Source organism: Sphingomonas sp. LaA6.9 (assembly GCF_022601895.1).
GTDB lineage: Bacteria > Pseudomonadota > Alphaproteobacteria > Sphingomonadales > Sphingomonadaceae > Sphingobium_A.
In genome coordinates, this window is sequence record NZ_JAKVIO010000054.1 from 1 (window position 1) to 22,463 (window position 22,463).

At 65.2% G+C, this 22,463-nt stretch carries 23 protein-coding genes; 10 read left to right on the top strand and 13 right to left on the bottom strand.

What is annotated here, in order from left to right; all coding sequences use genetic code 11:
* Nucleotides 1-437: 437 nt before the first annotated feature.
* The 5 genes from MKI88_RS19120 to MKI88_RS19140 are packed head-to-tail and all read right to left on the bottom strand — an operon-like array spanning nt 438 to nt 6,594.
* Nucleotides 438-1,622 carry a GGDEF domain-containing protein gene (locus MKI88_RS19120; protein WP_241633151.1) on the bottom strand — a complete coding sequence of 395 codons (1,185 nt, stop codon included), beginning with the start codon at nt 1,620-1,622 and terminating at the stop codon, nt 438-440.
* 41 nt (nt 1,623-1,663) lie between these two features.
* Nucleotides 1,664-2,872, bottom strand: a complete 1,209-nt coding sequence (locus tag MKI88_RS19125; protein ID WP_241633152.1) for an ABC transporter permease — start codon at nt 2,870-2,872, stop codon at nt 1,664-1,666.
* Nucleotides 2,872-3,573 carry an ABC transporter ATP-binding protein gene (locus tag MKI88_RS19130; RefSeq protein WP_241633172.1) on the bottom strand — a complete coding sequence of 234 codons (702 nt, stop codon included), beginning with the start codon at nt 3,571-3,573 and terminating at the stop codon, nt 2,872-2,874. The genes MKI88_RS19125 and MKI88_RS19130 overlap by 1 nt, the downstream gene beginning before the upstream one ends.
* Nucleotides 3,563-5,203 (bottom strand): efflux RND transporter periplasmic adaptor subunit, encoded by a 1,641-nt coding sequence (locus tag MKI88_RS19135; RefSeq protein ID WP_241633153.1) that lies wholly within the window; start codon nt 5,201-5,203, stop codon nt 3,563-3,565. The genes MKI88_RS19130 and MKI88_RS19135 overlap by 11 nt, the downstream gene beginning before the upstream one ends.
* Nucleotides 5,200-6,594, bottom strand: a complete 1,395-nt coding sequence (locus MKI88_RS19140; RefSeq protein ID WP_241633154.1) for an efflux transporter outer membrane subunit — start codon at nt 6,592-6,594, stop codon at nt 5,200-5,202. Before MKI88_RS19140 ends, MKI88_RS19135 begins: the two co-directional genes overlap by 4 nt.
* 147 nt (nt 6,595-6,741) lie before the next feature.
* On the opposite strand from MKI88_RS19140, the gene fabD reads away from it, so the two are divergent.
* The 6 genes from fabD (at nt 6,742) to MKI88_RS19170 (ending at nt 11,817) form a co-directional block, all read left to right on the top strand.
* Nucleotides 6,742-7,680, top strand: a complete 939-nt coding sequence (gene fabD, locus MKI88_RS19145; RefSeq protein ID WP_241633155.1) for an ACP S-malonyltransferase — start codon at nt 6,742-6,744, stop codon at nt 7,678-7,680.
* Between the two features lie 16 nt (nt 7,681-7,696).
* Nucleotides 7,697-8,434 carry a 3-oxoacyl-[acyl-carrier-protein] reductase gene (gene fabG, locus MKI88_RS19150; RefSeq protein ID WP_241633156.1) on the top strand — a complete coding sequence of 246 codons (738 nt, stop codon included), beginning with the start codon at nt 7,697-7,699 and terminating at the stop codon, nt 8,432-8,434.
* A gap of 86 nt (nt 8,435-8,520) precedes the next feature.
* Nucleotides 8,521-8,757 carry an acyl carrier protein gene (locus MKI88_RS19155; RefSeq protein ID WP_119759184.1) on the top strand — a complete coding sequence of 79 codons (237 nt, stop codon included), beginning with the start codon at nt 8,521-8,523 and terminating at the stop codon, nt 8,755-8,757.
* Between the two features lie 156 nt (nt 8,758-8,913).
* Entirely contained in the window at nt 8,914-10,173 is a 1,260-nt protein-coding gene (gene fabF / locus MKI88_RS19160) for a beta-ketoacyl-ACP synthase II (RefSeq protein WP_241633157.1), read from the top strand.
* A 4-nt stretch (nt 10,174-10,177) separates the two neighbouring features.
* Nucleotides 10,178-11,143 (top strand): endolytic transglycosylase MltG, encoded by a 966-nt coding sequence (gene mltG, locus MKI88_RS19165; protein ID WP_241633158.1) that lies wholly within the window; start codon nt 10,178-10,180, stop codon nt 11,141-11,143.
* Nucleotides 11,144-11,268: 125 nt separating this feature from the next.
* Nucleotides 11,269-11,817: a peroxiredoxin gene (locus MKI88_RS19170; RefSeq protein ID WP_241633159.1), complete on the top strand. Its 549-nt coding sequence runs from the start codon at nt 11,269-11,271 to the stop codon at nt 11,815-11,817.
* Between the two features lie 60 nt (nt 11,818-11,877).
* Here MKI88_RS19170 and MKI88_RS19175 read toward each other — a convergent pair whose 3' ends face one another.
* From MKI88_RS19175 to MKI88_RS19205, 7 genes are all read right to left on the bottom strand, one after another.
* Nucleotides 11,878-12,315 (bottom strand): hypothetical protein, encoded by a 438-nt coding sequence (locus MKI88_RS19175; RefSeq protein ID WP_241633160.1) that lies wholly within the window; start codon nt 12,313-12,315, stop codon nt 11,878-11,880.
* Between the two features lie 57 nt (nt 12,316-12,372).
* The gene (gene argC / locus MKI88_RS19180; RefSeq protein WP_241633161.1) at nt 12,373-13,317 is read right to left on the bottom strand and encodes an N-acetyl-gamma-glutamyl-phosphate reductase; all 945 of its coding nucleotides are present in this window, start codon (nt 13,315-13,317) and stop codon (nt 12,373-12,375) included.
* Entirely contained in the window at nt 13,314-14,189 is an 876-nt protein-coding gene (locus MKI88_RS19185) for an NlpC/P60 family protein (protein WP_241633162.1), read from the bottom strand. Before MKI88_RS19185 ends, argC begins: the two co-directional genes overlap by 4 nt.
* Nucleotides 14,164-14,490, bottom strand: a complete 327-nt coding sequence (locus tag MKI88_RS19190) for a helix-turn-helix domain-containing protein (protein ID WP_241633163.1) — start codon at nt 14,488-14,490, stop codon at nt 14,164-14,166. The genes MKI88_RS19185 and MKI88_RS19190 overlap by 26 nt, the downstream gene beginning before the upstream one ends.
* A 117-nt stretch (nt 14,491-14,607) precedes the next feature.
* Complete coding sequence (locus MKI88_RS19195; RefSeq protein WP_241633164.1) at nt 14,608-16,053, bottom strand: amidohydrolase family protein; 1,446 nt, start codon at nt 16,051-16,053, stop codon at nt 14,608-14,610.
* Between the two features lie 5 nt (nt 16,054-16,058).
* The gene (locus MKI88_RS19200; protein ID WP_241633165.1) at nt 16,059-17,447 is read right to left on the bottom strand and encodes a M17 family metallopeptidase; all 1,389 of its coding nucleotides are present in this window, start codon (nt 17,445-17,447) and stop codon (nt 16,059-16,061) included.
* Between the two features lie 171 nt (nt 17,448-17,618).
* A complete protein-coding gene (locus tag MKI88_RS19205; protein WP_241633166.1) occupies nt 17,619-17,945 on the bottom strand; it encodes a UrcA family protein in 327 nt (108 codons plus the stop codon).
* 123 nt (nt 17,946-18,068) lie between these two features.
* On the opposite strand from MKI88_RS19205, the gene MKI88_RS19210 reads away from it, so the two are divergent.
* Complete coding sequence (locus MKI88_RS19210; RefSeq protein ID WP_241633167.1) at nt 18,069-18,989, top strand: LysR family transcriptional regulator; 921 nt, start codon at nt 18,069-18,071, stop codon at nt 18,987-18,989.
* 108 nt (nt 18,990-19,097) lie between these two features.
* Complete coding sequence (locus tag MKI88_RS19215; RefSeq protein WP_241633168.1) at nt 19,098-20,087, top strand: aspartyl protease family protein; 990 nt, start codon at nt 19,098-19,100, stop codon at nt 20,085-20,087.
* Nucleotide 20,088: 1 nt separating this feature from the next.
* Here the strand turns inward: MKI88_RS19215 and rimO are convergent, their stop codons facing one another.
* Complete coding sequence (rimO, locus tag MKI88_RS19220; protein WP_241633169.1) at nt 20,089-21,447, bottom strand: 30S ribosomal protein S12 methylthiotransferase RimO; 1,359 nt, start codon at nt 21,445-21,447, stop codon at nt 20,089-20,091.
* A 107-nt stretch (nt 21,448-21,554) separates the two neighbouring features.
* Here rimO and MKI88_RS19225 point away from each other — a divergent pair, with 107 nt between their 5' ends.
* On the top strand, nt 21,555-21,836 hold the full coding sequence (locus MKI88_RS19225; protein ID WP_241633170.1) for a hypothetical protein: 282 nt from the start codon (nt 21,555-21,557) through the stop codon (nt 21,834-21,836).
* A gap of 33 nt (nt 21,837-21,869) precedes the next feature.
* Nucleotides 21,870-22,271 carry a DUF1761 domain-containing protein gene (locus MKI88_RS19230; RefSeq protein WP_241633171.1) on the top strand — a complete coding sequence of 134 codons (402 nt, stop codon included), beginning with the start codon at nt 21,870-21,872 and terminating at the stop codon, nt 22,269-22,271.
* Nucleotides 22,272-22,463 lie beyond the last annotated feature (192 nt).

Consider the following 22,463-nt stretch of genomic DNA (forward strand, 5'->3'; position numbering starts at 1 on the left):
CACGAAAGACCTTGGGCTTCGATACACCCATCGATAAACTACGAGAGGTGTTGCGATGACCAGTTGAACCCGCCCCGACATTCCGGACGTTCAACACTGCGCCGTCATTGCGAGCGTAGCGAAGCAATCCAGCGTGGTGTTTGACATCCGCTGGATTGCTTCGTCGCTATGCTCCTCGCAATGACAGCTATGAGTAACGTCCACTTCCCACGACAAAGGAGACCTTCTCCCTTGAGGGAGAAGGATATGGAGCCTTGCCGAGCGCGAGCGAGGCTAGGCGCAGTTGGATGAGGGGGGCGGGCCGCAGGAGCACGCGATTGCTCCGCAATCGTCCCCCTCACCCAGCTACGACTAGGCAGCAAGCTGCCAAGTCTGCGCAACCCTCTCCCTCAAGGGAGAGGGCTCAAGGGATGCCCACTCACCACGACTTCTGTGATCTACAGATACACCCTGTTCCGCCCGTCCTTCTTGGCGCGGTAGAGCGCGCGGTCGGCGCGGTGGAGGAGGTCGCTGCCGTCGCCGTCGGGGTCGAGGGCTGCTACGCCCGCGGAGAAGCTGACCTTGCCGATCAGCTTTTCGGTGTCTTTCGCCGTCAGGTTGCGACCAACGAGGTCGGCGCGGGCCTTGTCGACGATGTCGCGCGCTTCCTCGACCGTGCGCCCCTTGAGCAGGATTACGAATTCCTCGCCGCCATGGCGCGCCACATGGCAATTGCCGTTGGAAACCTTGCTCAGCAGGTTGGCGACATATTTGAGCACCCGGTCGCCCGTCGCGTGGCCGTGGGTGTCGTTGATCTTCTTGAAATGGTCGATGTCGCAAAAGGCGACCGACAGCGGCTGCGCGCTCTCGCGGCAGCTCTCGACCGCGCGCTTCAGCGTCTTTTCGAAGGCGCGGCGATTGGCGAGGCCGGTGAGCGCATCGCTCTCGGCGAGCTTCTCGGCGGCCGCCAGTCGCGCCTGCATGTCGCCCATCTGCCGGACGGCGTTGCGGAGCTGCTTTTCGGCCTCGGCGGTCTTCTGGATCATGGATTGGGTGAGTTCGGTGAGCGCGGTCACGGTCGCGGAGGTATCGCCGCTACCCGCCATGCCGTTCATTTCCGACTTCAGCGCTGTTCCATAAGCCTTTGCATGCGCGCGCGTCTGCTCGACGAGCTGGCTGCCGTCCGCGATGTGGCCGCGGGCTTCGCCGATCATGTCGGTCAATCGCTCTGCGGACAGCTTGGCACGGTGCTGCTCGAGCAGCATGGAAGCGCTGCCCGCGGACAGTGCGCCCTCGGTCTCGATCGCACGATCAACCGCCCAGCCGAGCGCGCTGTGGGGCGCCACGAAATATTCCCATGCAAGCGCGTAGTGATCGGGCGTTGGTTCGAGCCGGTTGCGTTCGAGGAACGCGCCGATCCGTTCATAGTCGCTCGGTCTGCGGCTGGCTGATGGCGCAGGCGCAGGCGCGGTTCCCGGATCGGCTTCGTCCTCATCGCCCTTTCGCCCCAGCAGCTTGCCCATCAGCGAGGACAGCGGCGAGGCTTCAGGGCGGAGCACCTTGGCTTCCGAACGAAATCGACGATCGCCGCTGCCCGGAACGGGTGCCTGCCTGTCGATGATGGATTCTGGGTCGCTGCTCATGGCCATTTCAACGGCATGCACTGCAACTGGTTTAGGTCCGGTTACTCATGGCGCAGCGCGTCGATGGGATTGAGCGATGCCGCGCGGCGCGCGGGAAAATAGCCGAAGACCACGCCGATTGCCGCCGAGAACACGAAGGCGAGCAGGTTGATCTGCCAGTCGAAGATGAAGGGCACCTGCATCAGCGGCGCGATCGCGATCGACGCGATGAGCGCGATGACCATGCCGAGCAGGCCGCCGAGACAGGACAGCACGATCGCCTCAACCAGAAACTGCAGCAGGACTTCGCGCGCGACCGCGCCGATGGCCAGCCGGATCCCGATCTCGCGCGTTCGCTCGGTCACCGAAACAAGCATGATGTTCATGATGCCGATGCCGCCCACGAGCAGTGAAATCGCGGCGACCGCCCCCACGATCTGGGTGAGGATCGTCGTCGTTCCGGTGAGCGTGTCCGAGATCTGCTTGGTGTCGAACACGTTGAAATTGTCGGCATCGCCGGGCTTGATCCGCCGACGCTCGCGCATCAGATCCTCGATCGAGGCCTGAACGGTCGCGGTTTCATAGGCGTCGTCCACCGCGACCATGATCAGTCCGAGGTCGCGATTGCCGGTAAAGCGGCGCTGGACGAACTTGATCGGCATCACGACCACATCGTCCTGATCCTGGCCGAATCCGCCCTGGCCGCGCGTGGCGAGCACGCCGATCACCTGGCAGCTTACGCCCTTGATGCGGAAGCTCTTGCCGACCGGATCCTCCTGCTTGAACAGGTTGCGCTTCAACGTGTTGCCGATGATGCAGACGGGTTTTCCGGCTTCTTCCTCTTCGGGCATGAACAGGCGCCCCGAATCCAGCGCCCATTGCTGTGCCTCGAAATAGGAGGCGGTTGTCCCGTTGATCGACGTGTTCCAGTTATTGCCCTCGTAGATCGCGCCGCCCGAGCTTTGCGCCTGTGGCGCGACCGCGCGAACGCCCGTGATCTGCTGGGCGATTGCGGTGACGTCTTCCGGCTCGAAATCCGGCGGACGCGGCCCACCGCCGCCGCGGCCGAAGCCCTGACCGGGACGAATCTGGAGGATATTGGCGCCGAGGCTGGAGATCTGCTCGCGCACCGCCGCGGTTGCGCCGTTGCCGAGCGTCGTCATGGTGACGACCGCCGCCACGCCGATGATGATGCCGAGCGTCGTCAGGAACGACCGCAGCTTGTGGCGCATGATCGCGCGGAAGGCGAGGGTGACCGTCGTGCCGAGCATCAGCCGCGAGCTCCCTTTTCGATCGACTCGACCAGCCCGTCCTTGAAATGGACGATGGTGCGCGCAAAGGCCGCCATATCGGGTTCGTGCGTTACCATCAGCACGGTGATGCCGCTATTGCGGTTCAGGTCGGTCAGCAATTCCATGATCTCTACCGAACGCTCGCTGTCGAGATTGCCTGTCGGTTCGTCGGCGAGCAGCACGTCGGGATTGGTGACGATGGCGCGCGCGATCGCGACGCGCTGTTGTTGACCGCCCGAAAGCTCTGCGGGGGTGTGGTCCCACCAGGGCTTGAGCCCGACCTTGTCGAGCGCCGCGAGTCCCGCTTCGTGGCGCGTCTGCCGATCCTCGCCGCGATAGAGCAGCGGCAGCTCGACATTCTCGAGCGCGGTTGTGCGCGACAGCAGGTTGAAGCCCTGGAACACGAAGCCGAGATATTTGCGGCGAAGCAAGGCGCGCTGATCGCGGTCGAGCCGTTCGACATGATGGCCGTGGAACAGGAACGAGCCGCTTGTGGGCACGTCGAGGCAGCCGAGGATGTTCATCGTCGTCGACTTGCCCGAACCCGATGGCCCCATGACCGCGACGAAATCCCCGCGCTGGATGTCGAGGTCGATGCCTTTCAGCGCCTGAAACGCCGTCGGCCCGCTGCCATAGGTCTTGGTGACGCCACGCAGGCGGATGATCGCGTCACTCTCCATCGGCCGCTGCCGCCTCTCGCTGGGCACGGCGCTCCTCACGCCGTTTGCGCAACGCCTCGCGCTGTTCGGGCGTGAGGCTGTCGAGATACGCGCGGCGCTGCTCGGGCGTCATGTCGCGGAGCCGGGGACGATCGGGCGCTGTGCTCGCGCTGTTGCCGACCGGGCCGGGCGCCGATTTGGCCGGCGCAGGCGCGGCCGGGAGCGCGGGTGCCGTTGCATTCCCGGGCTGCTCCTGCTTGTCGCGCGCGCGCTGGCGGCTCGGTCCGTCACCATTGGCGCGATCGGCTTCGGGCGCCTTCTGGCCTTCGGCGAGCTGGCCGGTGATGACCTTCATGCCTTCCTTCAGCTCGCCGCCCGTGATCGCGGTGCGCGATCCGTCGCTGTCGCCGATGACCACGTTGACCGCCTTTGGCTTGCCGTCGGCATCGAGCACATAGACGGTCTGCCGGCTGCCCGGGCCGAAGCTGACCGATTGGGTGGCGCGATTGCCGAAGCGGCGCGGTCCGGGAACGATCTGGCTGGTAATGCCCCCGCGCTGGCCGCCGCCTCCGGCCTGCTGCGGATTGAAGCGCAGCGCCGAATTGGGGACGAGAAGAACGTCGCGGAGTTGCTTGGTCACGATCGCGGCCGTCGCGGTCATGCCCGGGCGCAGCGTCTCGCTGGAGTTCTGGACAGAAAGCACGGCGGTATAGGCGACGACGGTGCCCGCGCTGCTCGACGAGGTGGAGGACGACGAGGTCGTCGAGCTGTTCGCCGCATTCGAGCCGACATTGACGCGCGTGATCTGCGCGGGAAAGTTCCGGCCCGGAAAGGCGTCGACGGTGAAGGTGGCGCTCTGGCCCTGCTGGACCTGACCGACATCGGCCTCGTCGACCGAAACCTCGACCTCCATCTGCTTCAGGTCTTCGGCGATGGTGAAGAGCACGGGCGCGTTGAACGAGGCGGCAACCGTCTGGCCCGGTTCTATGGCGCGCGAGAGGACGACGCCCGTGACCGGCGACACGATCTGCGAAATGTCGAGATTGGTCTGCGCGGTGGCGAGCTGGGCCTGTGCCACGCCCACCTGCGCCTGTGCCGACCGGACCGAGGCGACGGCCTGACGATAATTGGCGCGCGCGGTATCCAGTTCGGTCTTCGATGGCACCTTGCCGCCCGATACCCGGTAGACCTCCTCCTGACGATCGAGCGTCGCCTTCGCGAGCGCGAGGCCCGACTGCGCCTGCGCGACACCCGCCTCAGCGGCGGTGACCTGCGAACGGTTCTGCGTCACGTTGTCGATCAGGCGGCGCGTGTCGAGCTCGGCGAGCCGCTGCCCCCTGGTCACGCGGTCGTTCACATCGACGAAGACCTGCGTGATCTTGCCCGACTGTTCCGAACCGACATCGACCTGGTTGATCGGCTTGAGGTTGCCCGTCGCGGACACCGTGACCGTCAGGTCGCCGCGGCGCACCTCGCGCGTCGTGTAATTGGGCGCGTCGCCGCCCGAGAAGCAGCGCGATAGCAGGAACAGTACGGCAAGCAGCGTCACGCCGAGCACGCCGCGGATCACCCATTTGCGCCATGGCGCCTCGGGCTTCACGCCGAGAAAATCGTCGAGGTCGCTCTGCGGCACCGATACCGAATCGTTCATTGCGTCATTCCATCCATGGTCTGCCAGCCGCCACCAAGCGCGCGATAGAGTTGCACGATCGACAGCGCCGTATCGGCCTGTACCCCGGCATAGCTTTCGCGCGCGACGAGCAGCGATTGCTCGGTCTGGAGCAGCGTCTGGAAATCGGTGAGGCCCGCGCGGTACTGGCTGCGCGCAAGGATCGCTGAATTGTTAGCGGCGTCGAGCGCGATCGCGAGCTGCTCTGCGCGTGCGCGCGAGGAATCGAGCGCCACCAGCGCATTCTCGACATCCTCAAGCCCGGTCAGGACGCTCTGACGGTAGGCTGCGAGCGCGCCTTCGGCCGCTGCCTGCTGGGATCGGACCTGCGAGCGGCGACGGCCGCCATCGAAGATGGTCTGGCTGAGGCTGCTGAACAGCCCGGCCGTGACGGTATCGACCAGATTGCCCACCGAAAACGCGCTCGTCCCGATATCGCCGGTGATTCGCAGCGCGGGGTAAAGCTCGGCTTCGGCGACGCCGATGCGCGCGGTCGCCGCGGCCAGAGTGCGTTCGGCGCCGCGAATGTCCGGGCGCTGGCGCAGCGTGTCCGCGGGAATGCCCGTAGCGATATCGGTCGGCGCGCTCGGAATCGGCTCGCTTTGCTCAAGCGCCTGGGTCGCGGCGCCCGGTGCCTGTGCCGTCAGCACCGCAATGCGGTTGAGCGCGCCCGAAAAGCTGGTCTGGAGACGGGGAATTGCGGCAGTTGTCCGCGCGAGCTGCGCCCGCGCCTGCTCTTCGTCGAGCGATGAGACCAGCCCCGCCTGAACGCGCCAGCGCGCAATGTCGTAATTCTCCTGATCGTTGGTCAGCGTGTCGCGCGCGATGCGGATCTGCTCCTGCGAAAGCCGGAGCTGGACATAGTTGGTCGCGATTTCGGAGACGATCGCAATGCGCACCGCCGCCAGATCGAACTCGGCGCCCTCTGCATCGGCACGCGCGGCTTCGATACCCCGCGCAATCCCGCCGAAAAGATCGATCTCCCAGGCCGCGTCCCCGCCGATCGAGAAGCTGCTGCGATCCCGCGTGACATTGCTGAAATTCCGCCCCGCGCTGGCGGACGCGTCGACGGTGGGCAGTCGGCCCGCATTTGCCTGGACGAGTGACTCGCGCGCCTGTTTCAGTCGTGCGGCGCTCTGTGCCAGATCGAGGTTCTCGGCAAGCGCGCGGTCCATCAGCGCGTTGAGCGCGGGATCGTTGAACTGGCGCCACCAGCTGGCGAGCGTTTCCGCCGACATCGGCTCGCCGCCACCGCGCGTATAGGCATCGGGGACGCCGAGGTCGATTGCGGGCTGCGGACGATAGTCGGGGCCGACGGTGCAGGCCGCGGTCAGGGCCGCAAGGCTCAGCGAGAGGATAGGTCTGATACGCACCCGTGCATTAACTCCGCGCCACTGATGAACCTCAAATTAAATCGGGGCCGCTTGCGCTACGCCCAATGGCTATCTAGTCCCTGCCGCAACCGGTTTTCCGCGCCAATCGAAATTGTGTCGCGATTTGTAACAGGAGCGAAAAGAAACATGCGTGCTTTCATTTTTCCCGGCCAGGGCAGCCAGGCCGTCGGGATGGGCAAGGCATTGGCGGACGCGAGCACCGTCGCACGCGAGGTGTTCCAGGAAGTCGACGACGCGCTGGGCCAAAATCTCTTCAAGCTGATGTCGGAGGGCCCCGAGGACCAGCTTACCCTGACCGAGAATGCGCAGCCCGCGATCATGGCGAACGCCATCGCCACGCTGCGCGTGCTCGAAAGGGAGGGGGGCATTCGCCTTGCCGACAAGGCCGGCTTCGTCGCGGGGCACAGCCTCGGCGAATATAGCGCGCTGTGCGCCGCCGACGCGCTTGATCTCGCGACCACGGCAAAGCTGCTGAAGCTGCGCGGTCAGGCAATGCAGGCGGCGGTGCCGGTGGGCCTTGGCGCGATGGCGGCGCTGCTCGGCGCCGATATCGACAAGGCGCAGGCGCTGGCCGATGCGGCGGCCGAGGGCGAAGTGTGCACCGTCGCGAACGACAATGATCCGGGACAGGTGGTGATCTCGGGGCACAAGGGCGCGATCGAGCGCGCGGTGGCGCTGGTCAAGGATCACGGCATCAAGCGCGGCGTGCTGCTGCCGGTTTCGGCGCCGTTCCATTGCCCGCTGATGCAGCCCGCCGCCGATGCCATGGCCGAAGCGCTCGACAAGGCGGCGCTGCGCGCACCGCTCGTGCCGGTCTTCGCCAATGTCACCGCTGCTCCCGTAGCCGATCCGGATGCCATTCGCACGCTGCTGGTTGAACAGGTGACCGGGCGCGTACGCTGGCGTGAATCGGTCGTCGCCATGGAGGCAGCGGGCGTCGGCCAGTTCGTGGAGTTTGGCGGCAAGGTGCTTGGCCCGATGGTCAAGCGCAGCGCCGCTGGCGAGGTGGAAGCGGCAAGCGTGATCTCGATGGACGACATCGAAGCGCTGCTGAAGACGCTCTAAAGTTAGGGAAAAAAACATGTTCGATCTTTCAGGGATGACCGCGCTGGTGACGGGCGCTTCGGGGGGCATCGGTTCGGCGGTAGCGAAGGCGCTTGCCGGCCAGGGCGCGCGTCTCGCGCTTTCGGGCTCCAATCTGGAGAAGCTCGAGGCGTTCCGCGCCGAGCTGGGCGGCGATCATGTGGCTCTGCCATGCGATCTGTCCGATGGCGCGGCGGTTGACGGGCTTGTGCCGCGCGCGGTGGAGGCGCTCGGCCAGCTCGATATCCTCGTCAACAATGCGGGCGTCACGCGCGACAATCTGGCGATGCGGATGAAGGACGAGGAATGGGATCAGGTGATCCGCGTCAATCTGGAGGCGGCTTTCCGCCTCTGCCGCGCCGCCGCCAAGCCGATGATGAAGGCGCGTTTCGGGCGCATGATCTCGATCACCTCGGTCGTCGGCGCCACAGGAAATCCCGGTCAGGCCAATTATGCCGCGTCCAAGGCCGGGCTTGTCGGCATGTCCAAGGCGCTGGCGCAGGAACTCGCGAGCCGTGGCATCACCGTCAACTGCGTAGCGCCCGGTTTCATCCGCTCGGCGATGACCGACGTTCTGCCCGATGCGCAGAAGGAGGCGCTGACGGCGCGAATCCCGGCGGGCAAGCTGGGCGAGGGTGATGACATCGGTGCCGCCGTGGCCTATCTTGCGAGCCGCGAAGCCGCTTATGTCACTGGCCAGACGCTGCATGTGAATGGCGGAATGGCGATGATTTGATCGCGCCGGCGCGTGGCGGGGCTTGCAAGGCTTTCGCCGCCCGACTAGTGCAGCCCATGAACAACCGTTAAGAGAAGGAGCTCTACATGAGCGAGACTGCCGACCGCGTAAAGAAGATCGTCGTCGAACATCTCGGCGTCGAGGCCGAGAAGGTCACCGAAGACGCGAGCTTCATCGATGATCTGGGCGCGGACAGCCTCGACATCGTTGAGCTGGTTATGGCGTTCGAGGAAGAATTCGGCGTCGAAATTCCCGACGATGCTGCGGAAAAGATCTCGACGGTGAAGGACGCGATTTCCTTCATCGACGCCAACAAGGGCTGACACGGCCTCTTTTTGCGAGCCGGAACAGTTCAAGCGGCTCCCCGACCCGGGACATGAGGGCCGGGGAGCCGTTTTGTTTCTGAACGAATGCATTGCTGATATATCGCGAGCGCCGGGCGGGGACCCGCGCTCGAACGCATTGATGGAGTGGAATTTATGCGCCGCGTAGTGGTCACCGGACTGGGACTCGTCACACCGCTTGGAGCGGACGTCGAAACCGCCTGGAAAAACATCATCGCGTCGAAATCGGGCGCGGGCACGATCACGCGCTTCGATGCGACCGACTATGCGTGCCGCATCGCCTGCGAGGTGAAGCCCGCCGACCATGAATATGGCTTCGATGCGGGCAAGCGCGTCGACCACAAGGTCCAGCGCCAGGTCGATCCCTTCATCGTCTATGGCATCGATGCCGCCGGCCAGGCGCTCGAGGACGCCGGGCTGACCGACATGAGCGAGGAAGAGCGCTTCCGCGCGGGCTGCTCGATCGGCTCGGGCATCGGCGGTCTGCCGGGGATCGAGAGCGAATCGATCGTGCTCTATGAAAAGGGCCCGCGCCGCGTTTCGCCGCACTTCGTCCATGGCCGCCTGATCAACCTGATCTCGGGACAGGTCAGCATCAAATATGGCCTGATGGGCCCCAACCACGCGGTCGTGACCGCCTGCTCGACGGGCGCGCACTCGATCGGCGACGCTGCGCGGATGATCGCGATGGACGATGCCGACGTGATGCTCGCGGGCGGCGCCGAAAGCACGGTCTGTCCCATCGGCATCGCCGGTTTCGCGCAGGCGCGTGCGCTTTCGACCAGCTTCAACGACACGCCCGAAAAGGCGTCGCGCCCCTATGACGTCGACCGCGACGGTTTCGTGATGGGCGAGGGCGCGGGCGTCGTCGTGCTCGAGGAATATGAGCGCGCGAAGAAGCGCGGCGCGAAGATCTATGGCGAGGTGATCGGCTACGGCCTGTCGGGTGACGCCTATCACGTGACCGCGCCGCATCCGGAAGGATCGGGCGCGTTCCGCTCGATGGCAATGGCGATGAAGAAGTCGGGGCTCGCGCTCAGCGACATCGACTATATCAACGCACATGGCACCTCGACTCCGCTGGGTGACGAACTTGAACTGGGCGCGGTGCGCCGCCTGTTCGGCAATGCCATCGGCGATCTTTCGATGAGTTCGACCAAATCGGCGATCGGGCACCTGCTCGGCGGCGCCGGCGCGGTCGAATCCATCTTCTGCCTGCTCGCGATGCGCGACCAGATCGCGCCGCCGACGCTCAACCTCGACAATCCGTCCGAGGGTTGCAACGGCGTCGACCTCGTGCCGCATGTCGCCAAGGAACGCCCGATCAAGGCCGTGCTCAACAACAGCTTCGGCTTTGGTGGCACCAATGCCAGCCTGGTGATGCGGGCGCTCTGATTCCATGCGCAAGTTCGGCTGCTTCGGCATGGTCGTGGCGGCCGCGCTTGCGATCGGGGCTTTGGTGCTGTTCCGCTGGTATGGGCCCGGCCCTGCGGAAAAGGAAATCACGGTCGTCATCAAGGGGGGCTCGTCCCTGACCGCCGCGGCGCGTCAGCTCGAAGAGGCGGGCGCGATCGGTTCGGCCGACAGTTTCCTGACCTTCGCGAAGGTGCTTGGCGATGATGCCCCGATCCATTCGGGGGAATATCGTGTTCCCGCAGGGCTGAGCGCGTCCGAAGTGCTCGAGATGCTGCAGAGCGGGAAGACGCTCCAGCGCTTCGTGACGATCCCCGAGGGCATGCCCTCGATCCTCGTCCACGAAAAGCTGATGAAGGAGCCGCTGCTTACGGGCAGCGTCGCGGTGCCGCGCGAGGGATCGGTGCTGCCCGACAGCTACAGCTTCGAACGCGGCGAGAGCCGCGCCGCGGTGCTCAGGCGCATGCAGGCGGCGATGGACAGGACGCTCGCCGAGCTGTGGAAGACGCGCAAGCCGGGCATCGCGGTGTCGACACCGGCCGAGGCGATCATCCTTGCCTCGATCGTCGAGAAGGAGACGGGCTTGCCGTCGGAGCGGCGCACGGTGGCGTCGGTCTATACCAATCGCCTCAAACAGGGGATCAGGCTCCAGGCCGACCCGACGACCATCTACCCGGTGACGAAGGGCAAGCCGCTTGGCCGCCGCATCCTGCGTTCGGAGCTCGAGGCGGCGAACGGCTATAACACCTATGCGATCGCCGGCCTGCCCGTGGGGCCGATCGCCAATCCGGGCCGGCAATCGATCGCGGCGGTGCTCGATCCCGCGCAGACCAGTTATCTGTATTTCGTCGCGGACGGAAAGGGCGGTCACGTCTTCGCGGCGACGCTCGCGCAGCACAACGACAATGTCCGGAAATGGTATGCGATCCGCCGCGAGCGCGGCGAGATGTAGCGCCTTTGATCGGCGCGATCGATCATACTCACACGGCTAATCAATTGTATTCGTACGCCCATACCCCATATCGGGCGTGAGCGGCGAGCGCCGCAGCCAGTTCCTGCCATCGGAGAAATGAAGACATGATCGGTCGGTCAGTCCCTGACGTTACCCTGAAGACCCGCGTACGCGACGAGAGCATTGGCGGCCCCAATCCCTTTCGCTGGGAAGACCTCGAAACGGGTTCCCTGTTCGGCAAGGGGCGCCATGTCGTCTTTGCCTTGCCCGGCGCCTTTACGCCCACCTGCACGACCGAGCAGTGCCCCGCGTTCGAGCGGCGCTATGACGAGTTCCGTTCGCTTGGCATCGACGAGGTCTGGTGTCTGTCGGTCAACGACGCGTTCGTGATGTACCAATGGGGCAAGATGCTGGGCATCGAGAAGGTCAAGCTGCTGCCCGACGGTGCCGGCCACTTCACGCGGCGCATGGGCATGCTGATCAACAAGGATCATCTCGGCTTTGGCGACCGCTCGTGGCGCTATGCGATGGTCTTAGAGAACGGCAAGGTCGTCGCCTGGTTCGAGGAACCGGGCATCAACGACGATGGCAGCGACGCCGACCCCTATGGCGAATCCCGGCCCGAAAAACTGCTTGAATGGCTGCGGGCGCGGGAGCTTCGCGAAGCGGCCTGAGCCAGCTTTGCGCAAAAGGCAGAAATGGGCCCGGCACCGCAACGCCGGGCCCATTTTTCGTCAGCGAAGCCAGCCCCGCTTTGTGGCGTGACCTGCGAACCATGCGAGGAAGACGCCCATTACGATGATGAAGGCCGGGAATGCTGCGGATGACGGTCCGAGTGTCTCGTGCGCCCTGAACACCAGGAACACCCAGCCGAACTGAAGTATCGCCGCGACAACGGACAGGACGAGCAGCGGCCTTGCCCATCTGCGCCGCAGCACGAGTCCGAGTCCACCGGCCAGGCCGCTGAACACTGCGATGGCAAATGCGGCTGTCACCCAGACCGGCGTCGCGTTCATCAGATCGCGCTGTCCCTGGGGCAATGCGGCCAGACCCTCGGGCGACAACGTGACGTGATAGAGGTAGGAACCGACCCCCATCAGCTCCCACAGCAGCCCGAGCACAGCGACCACCCAGAACCAGATCGGCGCCTTGTATCCCGTATTTTCAGACATATGAGCCCCCTCTCCCTATGTGGCGGGGAGGGTGCGCTCAAAATGGCCGAATGGCAATCAGAGCTTCAACCCGGCGAGCTCGTCGAGTCCGGCCGCGATGTTGAGGTTCTGCACCGCGGCACCCGCGGCGCCCTTGCCCAGATTGTCGAGGATCGCGACCAGTCGTGCCTGTCCTGTCGCCTCATTGCCGAAGACATAGAGGTCGAGGCGATCGGTATCCGCTGCCTGTTCGAGCGTCAGCAGCGACACGTCCTCGCTCGCCTTGACCGTGACCAGCCTGCTGCCGTCATAGGCGGCCGCGAGTGCGTCACGGATCTGGCCGAGGCTGGGCGGCGAAGGCATCGCGCGAAGCTGCAGCGGCACCTCGACGATCATGCCGCGATAGGCGCGCGCGACCGCGGGTGCGAAGATCGGGGGATGCGCCAGCCCGCCATGCGCCTGCATCTCGGGCACGTGCTTGTGCGCGAGGTTGAGGCCGTAGGTGCGAAAGGCGGTATCGGTGGCGTCGGGCGCCTGCGCATCTTCGAATGCCGCGATCATCGCCTTGCCGCCGCCCGAATAGCCCGAGGTGGCGTTGAGCGTCAGCGGCCAGTCGGCGGGGATCAGGCGCTCGCGGACCAGCGGGCGGACAAGCGCGAGGAAGCCCGTGGGATAGCAGCCCGGGTTCGAGATGCGCGTCGCGCCCGAGAGCCGCTGGCGCTGATGGGGCTCCAGCTCGGCGAAGCCATAGGCCCAGCCCTCGGCAACGCGGTGCGCGGTCGACGCGTCGATGACCTTGACCGCGGGGTTCTCGATCAGCGCCACGGCCTCGCGCGCGGCGTCGTCGGGCAGGCACAGGATCACCACATCGGCACCATTGAGCGCGTCGCGGCGCGCATTCGCGTCCTTGCGCAGCGCGTCGGGCAGGGTGGTCACGGCCAGGTCGCCGCGTCCTTCGAGCCGCTCGCGGATTTCGAGCCCCGTTGTCCCGACGGCGCCGTCGATGAAGACGTTGATGCTCATGGCCGGCGCACCGTCATCGCGGCAGCGTCTTCCTCGGACAGCCGTGCGATCAATTCGGCGAGCGGTTCGATGCTCACCGCCATCGCATTGCCGTTGGCATGAATGATCCGCTCGGCGTCGAGCATGATCGCGACATGCCCTGGCACGAAGACGAGGTCGCCACGCGCGAGCGTGCTTCCCTTCGCGAGCGTCTCTCCGATGCCTTCGGCCTGCTGATCACTGTCGCGCGGTGCGGAAACGCCCGCAAAGGACGACGCGATCTGGACCAGCCCCGAACAGTCGATTCCTTCAACGCTGCGCCCGCCCATCAAATAGGGAACGCCGAGCAGCTTTTCTGCCTGCTCGACCGGATCGAGCCGAACATCGGCGGCGATCAGATCTGCGAGCGCGATTGCGCCTTCGTCGGTCAGCAGCCATCCGTCGCTCGCCACCCCGTCGACGACCGCGCCCATCGAAAGCGTGCCGATCGTGCCGGCATCGGGCGATGGCGCATCCCGCAAAGCCGTTGCGCGCCCTGCCACGCGCCAGCCGCCCGAGCGCGCGATGCCGAGTGCGCTTTCGCGGACATAGCCGACATAGTGATCGTGCGCCGAATAACCCCAGGCCCAGCCGCCGCTCAGGTCGATCACCTCGAACGCTTCGCCATGGAGAAGCTCGGAGATCAGATCCGCGCCGTCATCCGCCCTGGCACGCATCGCGGTGGAGGGGACTATGCAGCGTCGTTCCATCGGGCGTGCATAATGCGGCGCGAACAGCGTGCCCGCGAGTGCGAGATCGGCGATGTCGCCGCGCACCGCGTTGACGCGGCGATCGAGTACGACCGACGGACCGGTCAGTCCGAAATGCTTACGCGCGCCGGCGCTGGCGTGCATCCGTGTCGTGCCCCCTGCGGGCAATGAGTCCACCGAAGCTTTCAAGAAAATCTGCCCCTTCACGCGTCTGGGCGACGAAAATGTTGCGGCGGTCCGCATCGTCGCGCTGGCGGCGCAGATAGCCGAGCGCGCCCAGCTTGTTCAAGGCGCGTGTTACAACCGGCTTGGATACATTCAAAACCTGCGCCAGCCCGCGGACCGTGTGGGGGCCGGGCTTGAGATAAACGACGAGCAGCAGCGCCATTTGCCGGTTGGTGAGATCGGGTTCTCCCGACCGCACATAATCGGTCAGCGTTTCCATCCACCCGTTAAGCGCCCTGTTCACTGCCATAACACCTCTGACGCCGTTCTTCCGCCATTCGGAACGGCTACGTCATGGCATAACGCGCTATCGCGCCTGCGGTTTCCCCGATGCGGTTTATTTTATCTCCGTCACGGATTTTGCGGCCTTGTCACGCGCCTGCGCGAGCAGCGCGTCGAGCGCCGCGCGATCGAACAACGTGCCAGCGCGCACCACCGCGCGAATGTCGCGCGTCGCAGCGATGCTGGTGAGCGGGTTGGCGCCAAGCAGGACGATATCCGCCGCCTTTCCCGGGGCAATCGCGCCATAGCGCGCCTGCCTGCCCAGGAATCGCGGCCCGTTGATGACCGAGGTGCGCAGCGCCTCGACGGGCGTCAGCCCCGATTCGACGAAGCGCGCAAGCTCGTCGTGCAGCCCCTGTCCCGGATAGTTGAACGAGTTGAGATAGCCTGCGTCGGTGCCCGCGAGGATCGTGATCCCGGCATCGCGCATCAGCGGCAGCAGCGTGGCGCTCAGTTCATATTCGCGGTGGCGGCGCTCGACCGCGGCGGCATCGGCCTTCGCCGCGCGTTCGACACGCCAGTTATAGGTTTCGCGAAGCCCCGGGCCGATCAATGCGAGCGCCGGGTCTTTGCTGTGATCCTCGCGGTCGAGATACGCCAATATGCGGCCCATATTCTGCGTCGGTGTCACGAAAAGCCCGTAGCGCGCGAGCTTGCGGAACTCGGTGCGCGCGAGCGTCGGATCGAACGTGTCGACGAGCTTGTCCGAGGCTTCAGCATAGCTGAGCTTCTTGTCGGCATAATCCCGCGAAATCTGCGCCTCGGCGGTCGAACCCGCCTTGATCAGATAATCGCCATGTTCAACCGAGGAGAGGCCGCCAGCGATCGCCTGCTCGACGGTGAGCGCATAGGGGATGTGGGCGGACGTCCTGAGCCCGCGCGCCTTGGCGGCCTTGAGCGCGTAGAGGAATATTTCGGGGCGCAGCGTATTGTCGGTGATCTTGACGAAGTCGACGCGCATCGCCTGAAGCCGATCGAGTGCGGCGTCGACCTCGGCGGGGCTGTCGACCTCGATCGTGCCCTTCCAGAGCGGCTTTGGCCCTTCGAGCTTGGGTCCCGAGGTGTAGATGCTGGGGCCAACCAACGTGCCAGATGCCACCTCGTCGCGCCAGCGCAGCACATGCGCACTGATGTCGGCGGCGCAGTCGCGCACGGTGGTGACGCCATAGGCGAGATAGATCGGGAGCAGGTCCTTGTTCTCTTCGACCAGCGCCTCGCCGCCACCAAAATGGACGTGCATGTCCCAAAGGCCGGGAATGACATACTGGCCCGACGCGTCGACCGTCTGCGCCGCCTGGAAACTACGGTCGATCGCCTTGTCATCCTCGACCGCGACGATTTCGCCGTTCGCCACGGCAATCGCGCGGCCCTCGACCAGTTTCCCCGACGCCACGTCCACGATCGCGGCACCGCGGATGACGAGATCGGCCTTCTCCTTGCCCGACGCACCCTCGATCGCCCCTAGCAGCATCAGGACCGAGGCCATGAATTTTTTAAACATTCAGATCATCCGAACCGTGATTTGAGGACAGCCCAGGCCGCGCGGAGGCCCAGCGCGTCGCCGCCCTTGGGGCGGCCCGGCTTGGCGGCGGGGCGCCAGGCAAATGTGTCGAAATGCGCCCAGGGCGTATCCCCGGGGACGAACTTTTCGAGGAAAAGCGCTGCGGTGACCGCGCCGGCAAAGCCGCCATCCGGCGAATTGTTCAGGTCTGCGATGTCCGATTTGAGCATGTCGCCATAGCCCTGCCATAGAGGAAGGCGCCACACGGGGTCGTCCTCAGCGGTCCCGCCAGCAAGCAGATCGTCCGCAAGACCCTGGTCATTGGCGAACATCGCGGGCAGGTCGGGGCCGAGCGCGACACGCGCCGCGCCCGTGAGCGTGGCGAAATCGATGATGAGCTGGGGTTTGTCCTCAACCGCCTTCGCGAGCGCATCGGCAAGGATCAGCCGACCCTCGGCATCGGTATTGGTGATCTCGACGGTCAGGCCCTTGCGGCTCTTCAATATGTCGCCGGGCCGCATCGCATTGCCCGAAATCGCGTTCTCGACCGCGGGAATGAGCATGTGGAGCCGGATCGGCAGCCTGTGCTCGATCACCAGCCGCGCGAGTGCGAGTGCGTGCGCCGCGCCGCCCATGTCCTTCTTCATCAGGCGCATGCCCGAACCCGGCTTGATGTCGAGTCCGCCGCTGTCGAAGCAGACGCCCTTGCCGACGATCGCGACGCGCGGATGTTTGGGATTGCCCCAGACCAGCTCGATCAGGCGCGGGGCATGCTTCCTGTCCGCCGCCATGCCGACCGCATGGATCATCGGATAGCCGGTTTCGAGGTCGTGCCCCCTGGTTACGGTCAATGCCGCGTCGTGCTTCTTCGCAAGCTTTTCGGCATTCGCCTCAAGCTCGCCGGGGCCGAGGTCCAGCGCCGGGGTGTTGACGAGATCGCGGACAAGCGCGGTGGCTTCGGCAAGCCGCACCGCCTCTTCGATTTTCGTCACCTCGGAGGTCAGCAGCACGCGGGGGCCCTGTGCCTTGTCGTCCTTCCTGTATTTCTCGAAGCGATATTGCGCGGTCATCCAGCCGAACATCGCGGCGCCCGGTTCGCCGCCTTCGACGCGGTAGGTGCCTTCGGGCAAGGTTTCCGCGAGCCTGGCGAGGCACCAGCTCGAAAGTTTCGCGCTATCGGCGACCACGCCGACCACCGACCAGTCTTCGGCCTTGTCACCGGGAAGAATGGCGCTGCTGAACGCCGTCGGCGTCAGCTTCTGCGCAGCGATCGCGGTGCGGTGCCGTGGCGGCTGAGCCTTCAGCCAGGCATCATAGCCCCCGGAGTCGACGAGATGGATGGCGCGCGCGGACTGGCCCTTGTCGGGCTGAAGCAGTGCGGAAAGGTCGGTCATGAGCGGCCTGGACGTTGTGCGGAGATCATCGTCCGGGGATAGGCGCTCGAACCGGTTGAGGGCAAGGGGCGGACGGCCGACAAGTCCGCCGCTGGGGGGGGGGGGGCGAAAACGAAAAATTGCCTCTCCCGCACCGGGCGGGAGAGGCTCAGGGGCGCGTCCTTCGAGGAGTCACTGCGACGCGATCTGGGTGGGCACGAGGGCGGCGGCTGCCGCGATCACCTGGTCACGCTGCGCGGAAAGGCGGTCGAGCGTGTCGATCCTGCAACGCGCGACTTCGCGCTTGCCGAGCGGATCGGCGCTGGAGGCGGTGCCGCAGGCCATCGAGACGGCGACGCGCAGCCTGTTATCAAGCGTCCTCTGGCCCTTGTCGGTGCGGAGATCGAGATCACTGTAGCTGACGACACGCGTCACGGTGTCGGTTCCGAGGGATTGGGCGGTGGCCGGCGCAACGTACAGCGCTCCGGCAAGCGCGGTGAGCGCAAGCATCGTCTTCATCACTGTCTCCTGGGGTTCTGGTCATGCGCGCCAGTGGGGCGCTGAAGCCTTGATACTCCGCTCCGGCGAGTCGCGACGAACAACGATGTTGCGCACCCGTTCTGCAAAAGTGCAGAATGGGGCATGCTCGACTGGAACGACCTGCGCTATTTTCTCGCGGTTGCGCGCACAGGCAGCACGCTTGCCGCGGGGCGCGCGCTCCGCGTGAGCCAGACGACCGCGGCCAGACGCGTCGCCGCGCTCGAGCAGACGGTCGGCCTGCCGCTCTTCGAGCGACGGCAGACCGGCTATTTTCTGACCGCCGCGGGCGAAGCGCTGGTCGAGCACGCAGAAGCGGTCGAGGCGGCTGCCAGCGCCTTTACCGATGCTGCCGGCTCGCAGGGGCGCGAAGTGAGCGGGACCGTGCGGCTGACCGCGCAGGAAATTCACGCGATCACGGTGCTCGCGCCGATCCTGCGCGACCTGCACGAGGCGCACCCGGCGATCCGGATCGAACTGGACACCGCCGATGCGATCCGGGATCTTGGCGCTGGTGCCGCGGATATTGCGATACGCACCGTCGATCAGCCGGAGGGTGCCGGCCTTGTCGGTCGGCGCATAGCGCTTGATAACTGGGCGATTTATTGCAGCCGGGAATATGCTGCGGCGCATGGCCGGCCGCGGCGGCGCACGGAACTGCGTGGCCATCCCTTTATCGGTGGCGGCGGCGACGGCGTCTGGAAGATCTATCGCGCCTGGCTCGAGGCCAATGGTCTGGAGGACGCGGTTGCGATGCACCATGATTCCTCCACCGGATTGCTGTCCGCGGTTCGTTCGGGGATCGGGCTGGCGGTCCTGCCCTGTTTCGTCGCCGATGCGGAACCCGGCCTGATCCGCTGCCTGCCACCCGCGCCGGGCAAGGAGCGCGCGATATGGCTGCTCACGCATGAAAGGGTCCGGCACACGCCGCGCGTCCGTATCGTGATCGATTTCCTTGCCGAGCAGTTGATACGGCTTGCACGCGTGCAGGAGCGCGGACCCATATTGCCGCTATCGGCGGACTGACCCGCCCGCGTCGCGGCCTGACCTCGCGGTTTGGCTTGGGGTAGGACGCAAATCGCGCTATCCTGTGAGTGCGCAGGGTCATCGGGCCCGCGCGATTGGAGAGGTGTCATGGCCGCGTTGTGGCGGCTCCCCTTGGGCGGGATTATCGGCACGGGTCTGCTGTTGCTTGCACCGGTTGCGCCCGCCCGCCCCGACGCCGTCAATACGCCGCCGCCTGTCGCACCAGCAGCGTTACCCGCCGTCGACGGGGCGCCGAGCATTATCGACATGACGGTGAACGATACCGACCGGATGACGGTGGCGATCCATATCGCGGGGCGCGGGCCCTATGCCTTCATCGTCGATACCGCGGCCACGCGCACTGTGATTTCGCGCGAACTGGCGAATACGCTCGCGCTGAAACCGACGGGAAATGTCCGCCTCATCACGCTGACGGGGGGCGGAAATGCGTCGATGGTGCGTATTCCCGATCTCAGGTTCACGCCGGGAAAGTCGCACGATGTGCAGGCGCTCGCACTCGGGGGCACGCATATCGGGGCGCACGGCATACTCGGCATCGATACGCTGCGGGACCAGCGCGTGGTGCTCGACTTCAAGGCGCGCACGCTTGCGGTGAGCGACGTCCGGCGCGGCCAGAGCTTCAAGCCCGAACGCGACGAGATCGTGGTGACCGCGCGCCGTAAGCTCGGGCAGCTGATCCTGGCCGATTCGACGATCGACGACGAGAAGATCGACGTGATCGTCGATACGGGCACACAGATCAGCCTGGGCAATGAAGCGCTGCGTCGTCGCCTGATGAAATCGGGTAGTCGCTATGCGGTGAAGCCGATCGCGCTGATCGGCGTGACCGGTGACGTGCTCAATGCGGACTATACCCGCGTCGACCAGCTGCGCATCGGACGGATCGCGCTGCACGGCATGCCGATCGCCTTTGGCGATGCCTATGCGTTCCGCAAGCTCAAGCTGCGCAAACCCGCGCTGCTGCTCGGGATGGACGCGCTCCGCATGTTCGAGCGCGTGACCGTCGATTTCCCGAACCGCAGGGCCAGCTTCGTCATGCCCGAAACCCCAGTGACGGCGTCCGGCGTGGGGCGCTGATTCAGGAAGCGCGCGCGCCCACGGGAACGCCGAACAGGTCGTGCTCGTCGGCGTCCTCGATCTCGACCTCGACGATATCGCCAGGGTTCAGTCCCTCGGCGTCGCGCAGGTGGACCTGGCCGTCGATTTCGGGCGCATCGGCCTTTGAACGCCCCGAAGCGCCGCCCTCTTCGTCGGCCTCGTCGATGATGACGTCGAGCGTGCGGCCGATCTTCGCCTCGAGCTTTTCGGCGGAGATGCGCGCGGTCAGCTCCATCAGCCGCGCATAGCGTTCTTCCTTCACCTCTTCGGGAACAGGGTTGGGAAGATCGTTGGCGGCGGCGCCATGGACGGGTTCGAAGCGGAAGGCGCCGACGCGGTCGAGCCGCGCTTCCTCGAGCCACTCCATAAGATACTGGAAATCTTCCTCGGTCTCGCCGGGAAACCCGACGACGAAGGTCGAACGGATCGCGATGTCGGGCGCAATCTCGCGCCAGTTGCGGATACGCTGGAGCACCTTGGCCTCATTGGCCGGGCGCTTCATGGCGCGCAGCACATTCGGCGCGGCGTGCTGGAAGGGAATGTCGAGGTAGGGAAGCACCAGCCCCTCGGCCATCAGCGGAATGACCTGATCGACATGCGGATAGGGGTAGACATAGTGGAGCCGCACCCAAACCTTGTCCTTTGGCGTGCCGAGGCCGCCCAGCTCGCGCGCAAGATCGGTCATGTGCGCGCGGACCTCGCGGCCATGGAATTCGCGCGGCTGATGCTTGATGTCGACGCCGTATGCAGAAGTGTCCTGGCTGATGACCAGCAGTTCCTTCGTCCCCGCCGCGATCAGCTTTTCGGCTTCGCGCAGGATGGCATCGGGACGGCGGCTGACCAGATCGCCGCGCAGCGACGGGATGATGCAGAAGCTGCAGCGGTGGTTGCAGCCCTCAGAAATCTTCAGATAGCTGTAGTGCCGCGGGGTCAGCTTGAGCCCCCTCTCGGGCACGAGGTTGAGGAAGGCGTTGGGCGGCATGGGCGCTGCGTCATAGACCGCGCCGACGACATCCTCATACTGATGCGCGCCGGTGATCGCGAGCACATCGGGGAAGCGCGCGCGGATCGCCTCGGCCTCATTGCCCATGCAGCCCGTGACGATCACGCGGCCGTTTTCCGCTATCGCCTCGCCGATCGCTTCAAGGCTCTCTTCCTTGGCGCTGTCGAGAAATCCGCAGGTATTGACGAGCACGACGTCGGCGCCCGAATAATCGGGCGACATCGCATAGCCGTCCGAACGGAGCTTGGTGAGGATGCGTTCGCTGTCGACAAGGTTCTTCGGACAGCCGAGCGAAACCATGCCGATCCTGGGCGGGGTGGGGAGTTCAATTGCCATGGGTGTCGGCGCACATAAGGATTTTGCGCGCAATTGTCATCACTCTGCGATAATCTCCGGCCGGGGGACACAATATGCATCTGAATTTTCCCGACATTGCTCGCAGATTGGCGACAGCGACATGCGCCGTTCTGGTACTGATGCCCGACGCGCTGCTGGCTTCGGGCCCGCCCGCGAAGGGCGGGGGCAAGTCGGGCACTGCGGTGATCATCGCGCTGTTGGCAGTCTTTGTGGCGTTGCTTGCGGTCGCCAATGCAAAGCGCGCAGGCGCTCGCAAAAAAGCTGACGGCGGCGGTGTCGTCGATAGCGGCTACAGCAGCAGTTCAAGCGCTTCGGACGGATGCAGCGGCGCCGACGGCGGCGGATGCGATGGCGGTGGCGGCGACTGACGCCCGCCTCTGACCAATAATGGGGGAGGTGTTATGTGGAATTTCAGCTGGATTGCGATCGTTCTTGCGGCGCTTTCGGGATTTCTGGTGGGCGGCATCTGGTACGGGCCGTTGTTCCTGAAACCCTGGCTCGCGGCCGAGGGAAAGACGATGGAGGACGCGAAGACGCACGCGCCGACGGTGTTCGGGCTGAGTTTTCTGCTCAATCTTTTGTCCGCCTTCATCCTGGCGCATGTGTTCAGGACCTATGGTGATCCCGGCGTCGCGCTGTCCGTGATGATCGCTGTCGGTCTGGCGCTGGGCTTTGTGGTGCCCGCATTCGGAGTCAATTATCTGTTCGCGGGGCGACGGCTCTCGCTGTTCCTGATCGACGCGGGCTACTGGATCGTCGCCTATTCGCTGATGGGGCTGATCTTCGGACTGTTCGCCGGCTAGACCTTGATCGCTTCAGGTTGATTCAACCTGAAGCGTGAATCAAGGTCTCAACCATTTGAAAAAAGAGCCTGATTCACGCTTTCGGCGGAAGCGCAGAGCGCTTCCGCCTCAAACGATCAGGCTCTAGGTGTGGAGCCTCAAGAGGTTGTTCATCGGTTGAGCCAGTCGGCTGATGGGCGGCATGGATTGTAG

Excerpts from the sequence above, each read along its gene's own strand:
- MKI88_RS19135 (WP_241633153.1), bottom strand. The coding sequence starts at position 5,203 with ATGAACGATTCGGTATCGGTGCCGCAGAGCGACCTCGACGATTTTCTC.
- fabF (WP_241633157.1), top strand. The coding sequence starts at position 8,914 with ATGCGCCGCGTAGTGGTCACCGGACTGGGACTCGTCACACCGCTTGGA.
- MKI88_RS19205 (WP_241633166.1), bottom strand. The coding sequence starts at position 17,945 with ATGAAGACGATGCTTGCGCTCACCGCGCTTGCCGGAGCGCTGTACGTT.
- MKI88_RS19200 (WP_241633165.1), bottom strand. The coding sequence starts at position 17,447 with ATGACCGACCTTTCCGCACTGCTTCAGCCCGACAAGGGCCAGTCCGCG.
- fabD (WP_241633155.1), top strand. The coding sequence starts at position 6,742 with ATGCGTGCTTTCATTTTTCCCGGCCAGGGCAGCCAGGCCGTCGGGATG.
- argC (WP_241633161.1), bottom strand. The coding sequence starts at position 13,317 with ATGAGCATCAACGTCTTCATCGACGGCGCCGTCGGGACAACGGGGCTC.
- MKI88_RS19190 (WP_241633163.1), bottom strand. The coding sequence starts at position 14,490 with ATGGAAACGCTGACCGATTATGTGCGGTCGGGAGAACCCGATCTCACC.
- MKI88_RS19210 (WP_241633167.1), top strand. The coding sequence starts at position 18,069 with ATGCTCGACTGGAACGACCTGCGCTATTTTCTCGCGGTTGCGCGCACA.
- MKI88_RS19185 (WP_241633162.1), bottom strand. The coding sequence starts at position 14,189 with ATGCACGCCAGCGCCGGCGCGCGTAAGCATTTCGGACTGACCGGTCCG.
- MKI88_RS19130 (WP_241633172.1), bottom strand. The coding sequence starts at position 3,573 with ATGGAGAGTGACGCGATCATCCGCCTGCGTGGCGTCACCAAGACCTAT.
- rimO (WP_241633169.1), bottom strand. The coding sequence starts at position 21,447 with ATGGCAATTGAACTCCCCACCCCGCCCAGGATCGGCATGGTTTCGCTC.
- MKI88_RS19195 (WP_241633164.1), bottom strand. The coding sequence starts at position 16,053 with ATGTTTAAAAAATTCATGGCCTCGGTCCTGATGCTGCTAGGGGCGATC.
- mltG (WP_241633158.1), top strand. The coding sequence starts at position 10,178 with ATGCGCAAGTTCGGCTGCTTCGGCATGGTCGTGGCGGCCGCGCTTGCG.
- MKI88_RS19175 (WP_241633160.1), bottom strand. The coding sequence starts at position 12,315 with ATGTCTGAAAATACGGGATACAAGGCGCCGATCTGGTTCTGGGTGGTC.
- fabG (WP_241633156.1), top strand. The coding sequence starts at position 7,697 with ATGTTCGATCTTTCAGGGATGACCGCGCTGGTGACGGGCGCTTCGGGG.
- MKI88_RS19125 (WP_241633152.1), bottom strand. The coding sequence starts at position 2,872 with ATGCTCGGCACGACGGTCACCCTCGCCTTCCGCGCGATCATGCGCCAC.
- MKI88_RS19230 (WP_241633171.1), top strand. The coding sequence starts at position 21,870 with ATGTGGAATTTCAGCTGGATTGCGATCGTTCTTGCGGCGCTTTCGGGA.
- MKI88_RS19170 (WP_241633159.1), top strand. The coding sequence starts at position 11,269 with ATGATCGGTCGGTCAGTCCCTGACGTTACCCTGAAGACCCGCGTACGC.
- MKI88_RS19120 (WP_241633151.1), bottom strand. The coding sequence starts at position 1,622 with ATGAGCAGCGACCCAGAATCCATCATCGACAGGCAGGCACCCGTTCCG.
- MKI88_RS19155 (WP_119759184.1), top strand. The coding sequence starts at position 8,521 with ATGAGCGAGACTGCCGACCGCGTAAAGAAGATCGTCGTCGAACATCTC.
- MKI88_RS19215 (WP_241633168.1), top strand. The coding sequence starts at position 19,098 with ATGGCCGCGTTGTGGCGGCTCCCCTTGGGCGGGATTATCGGCACGGGT.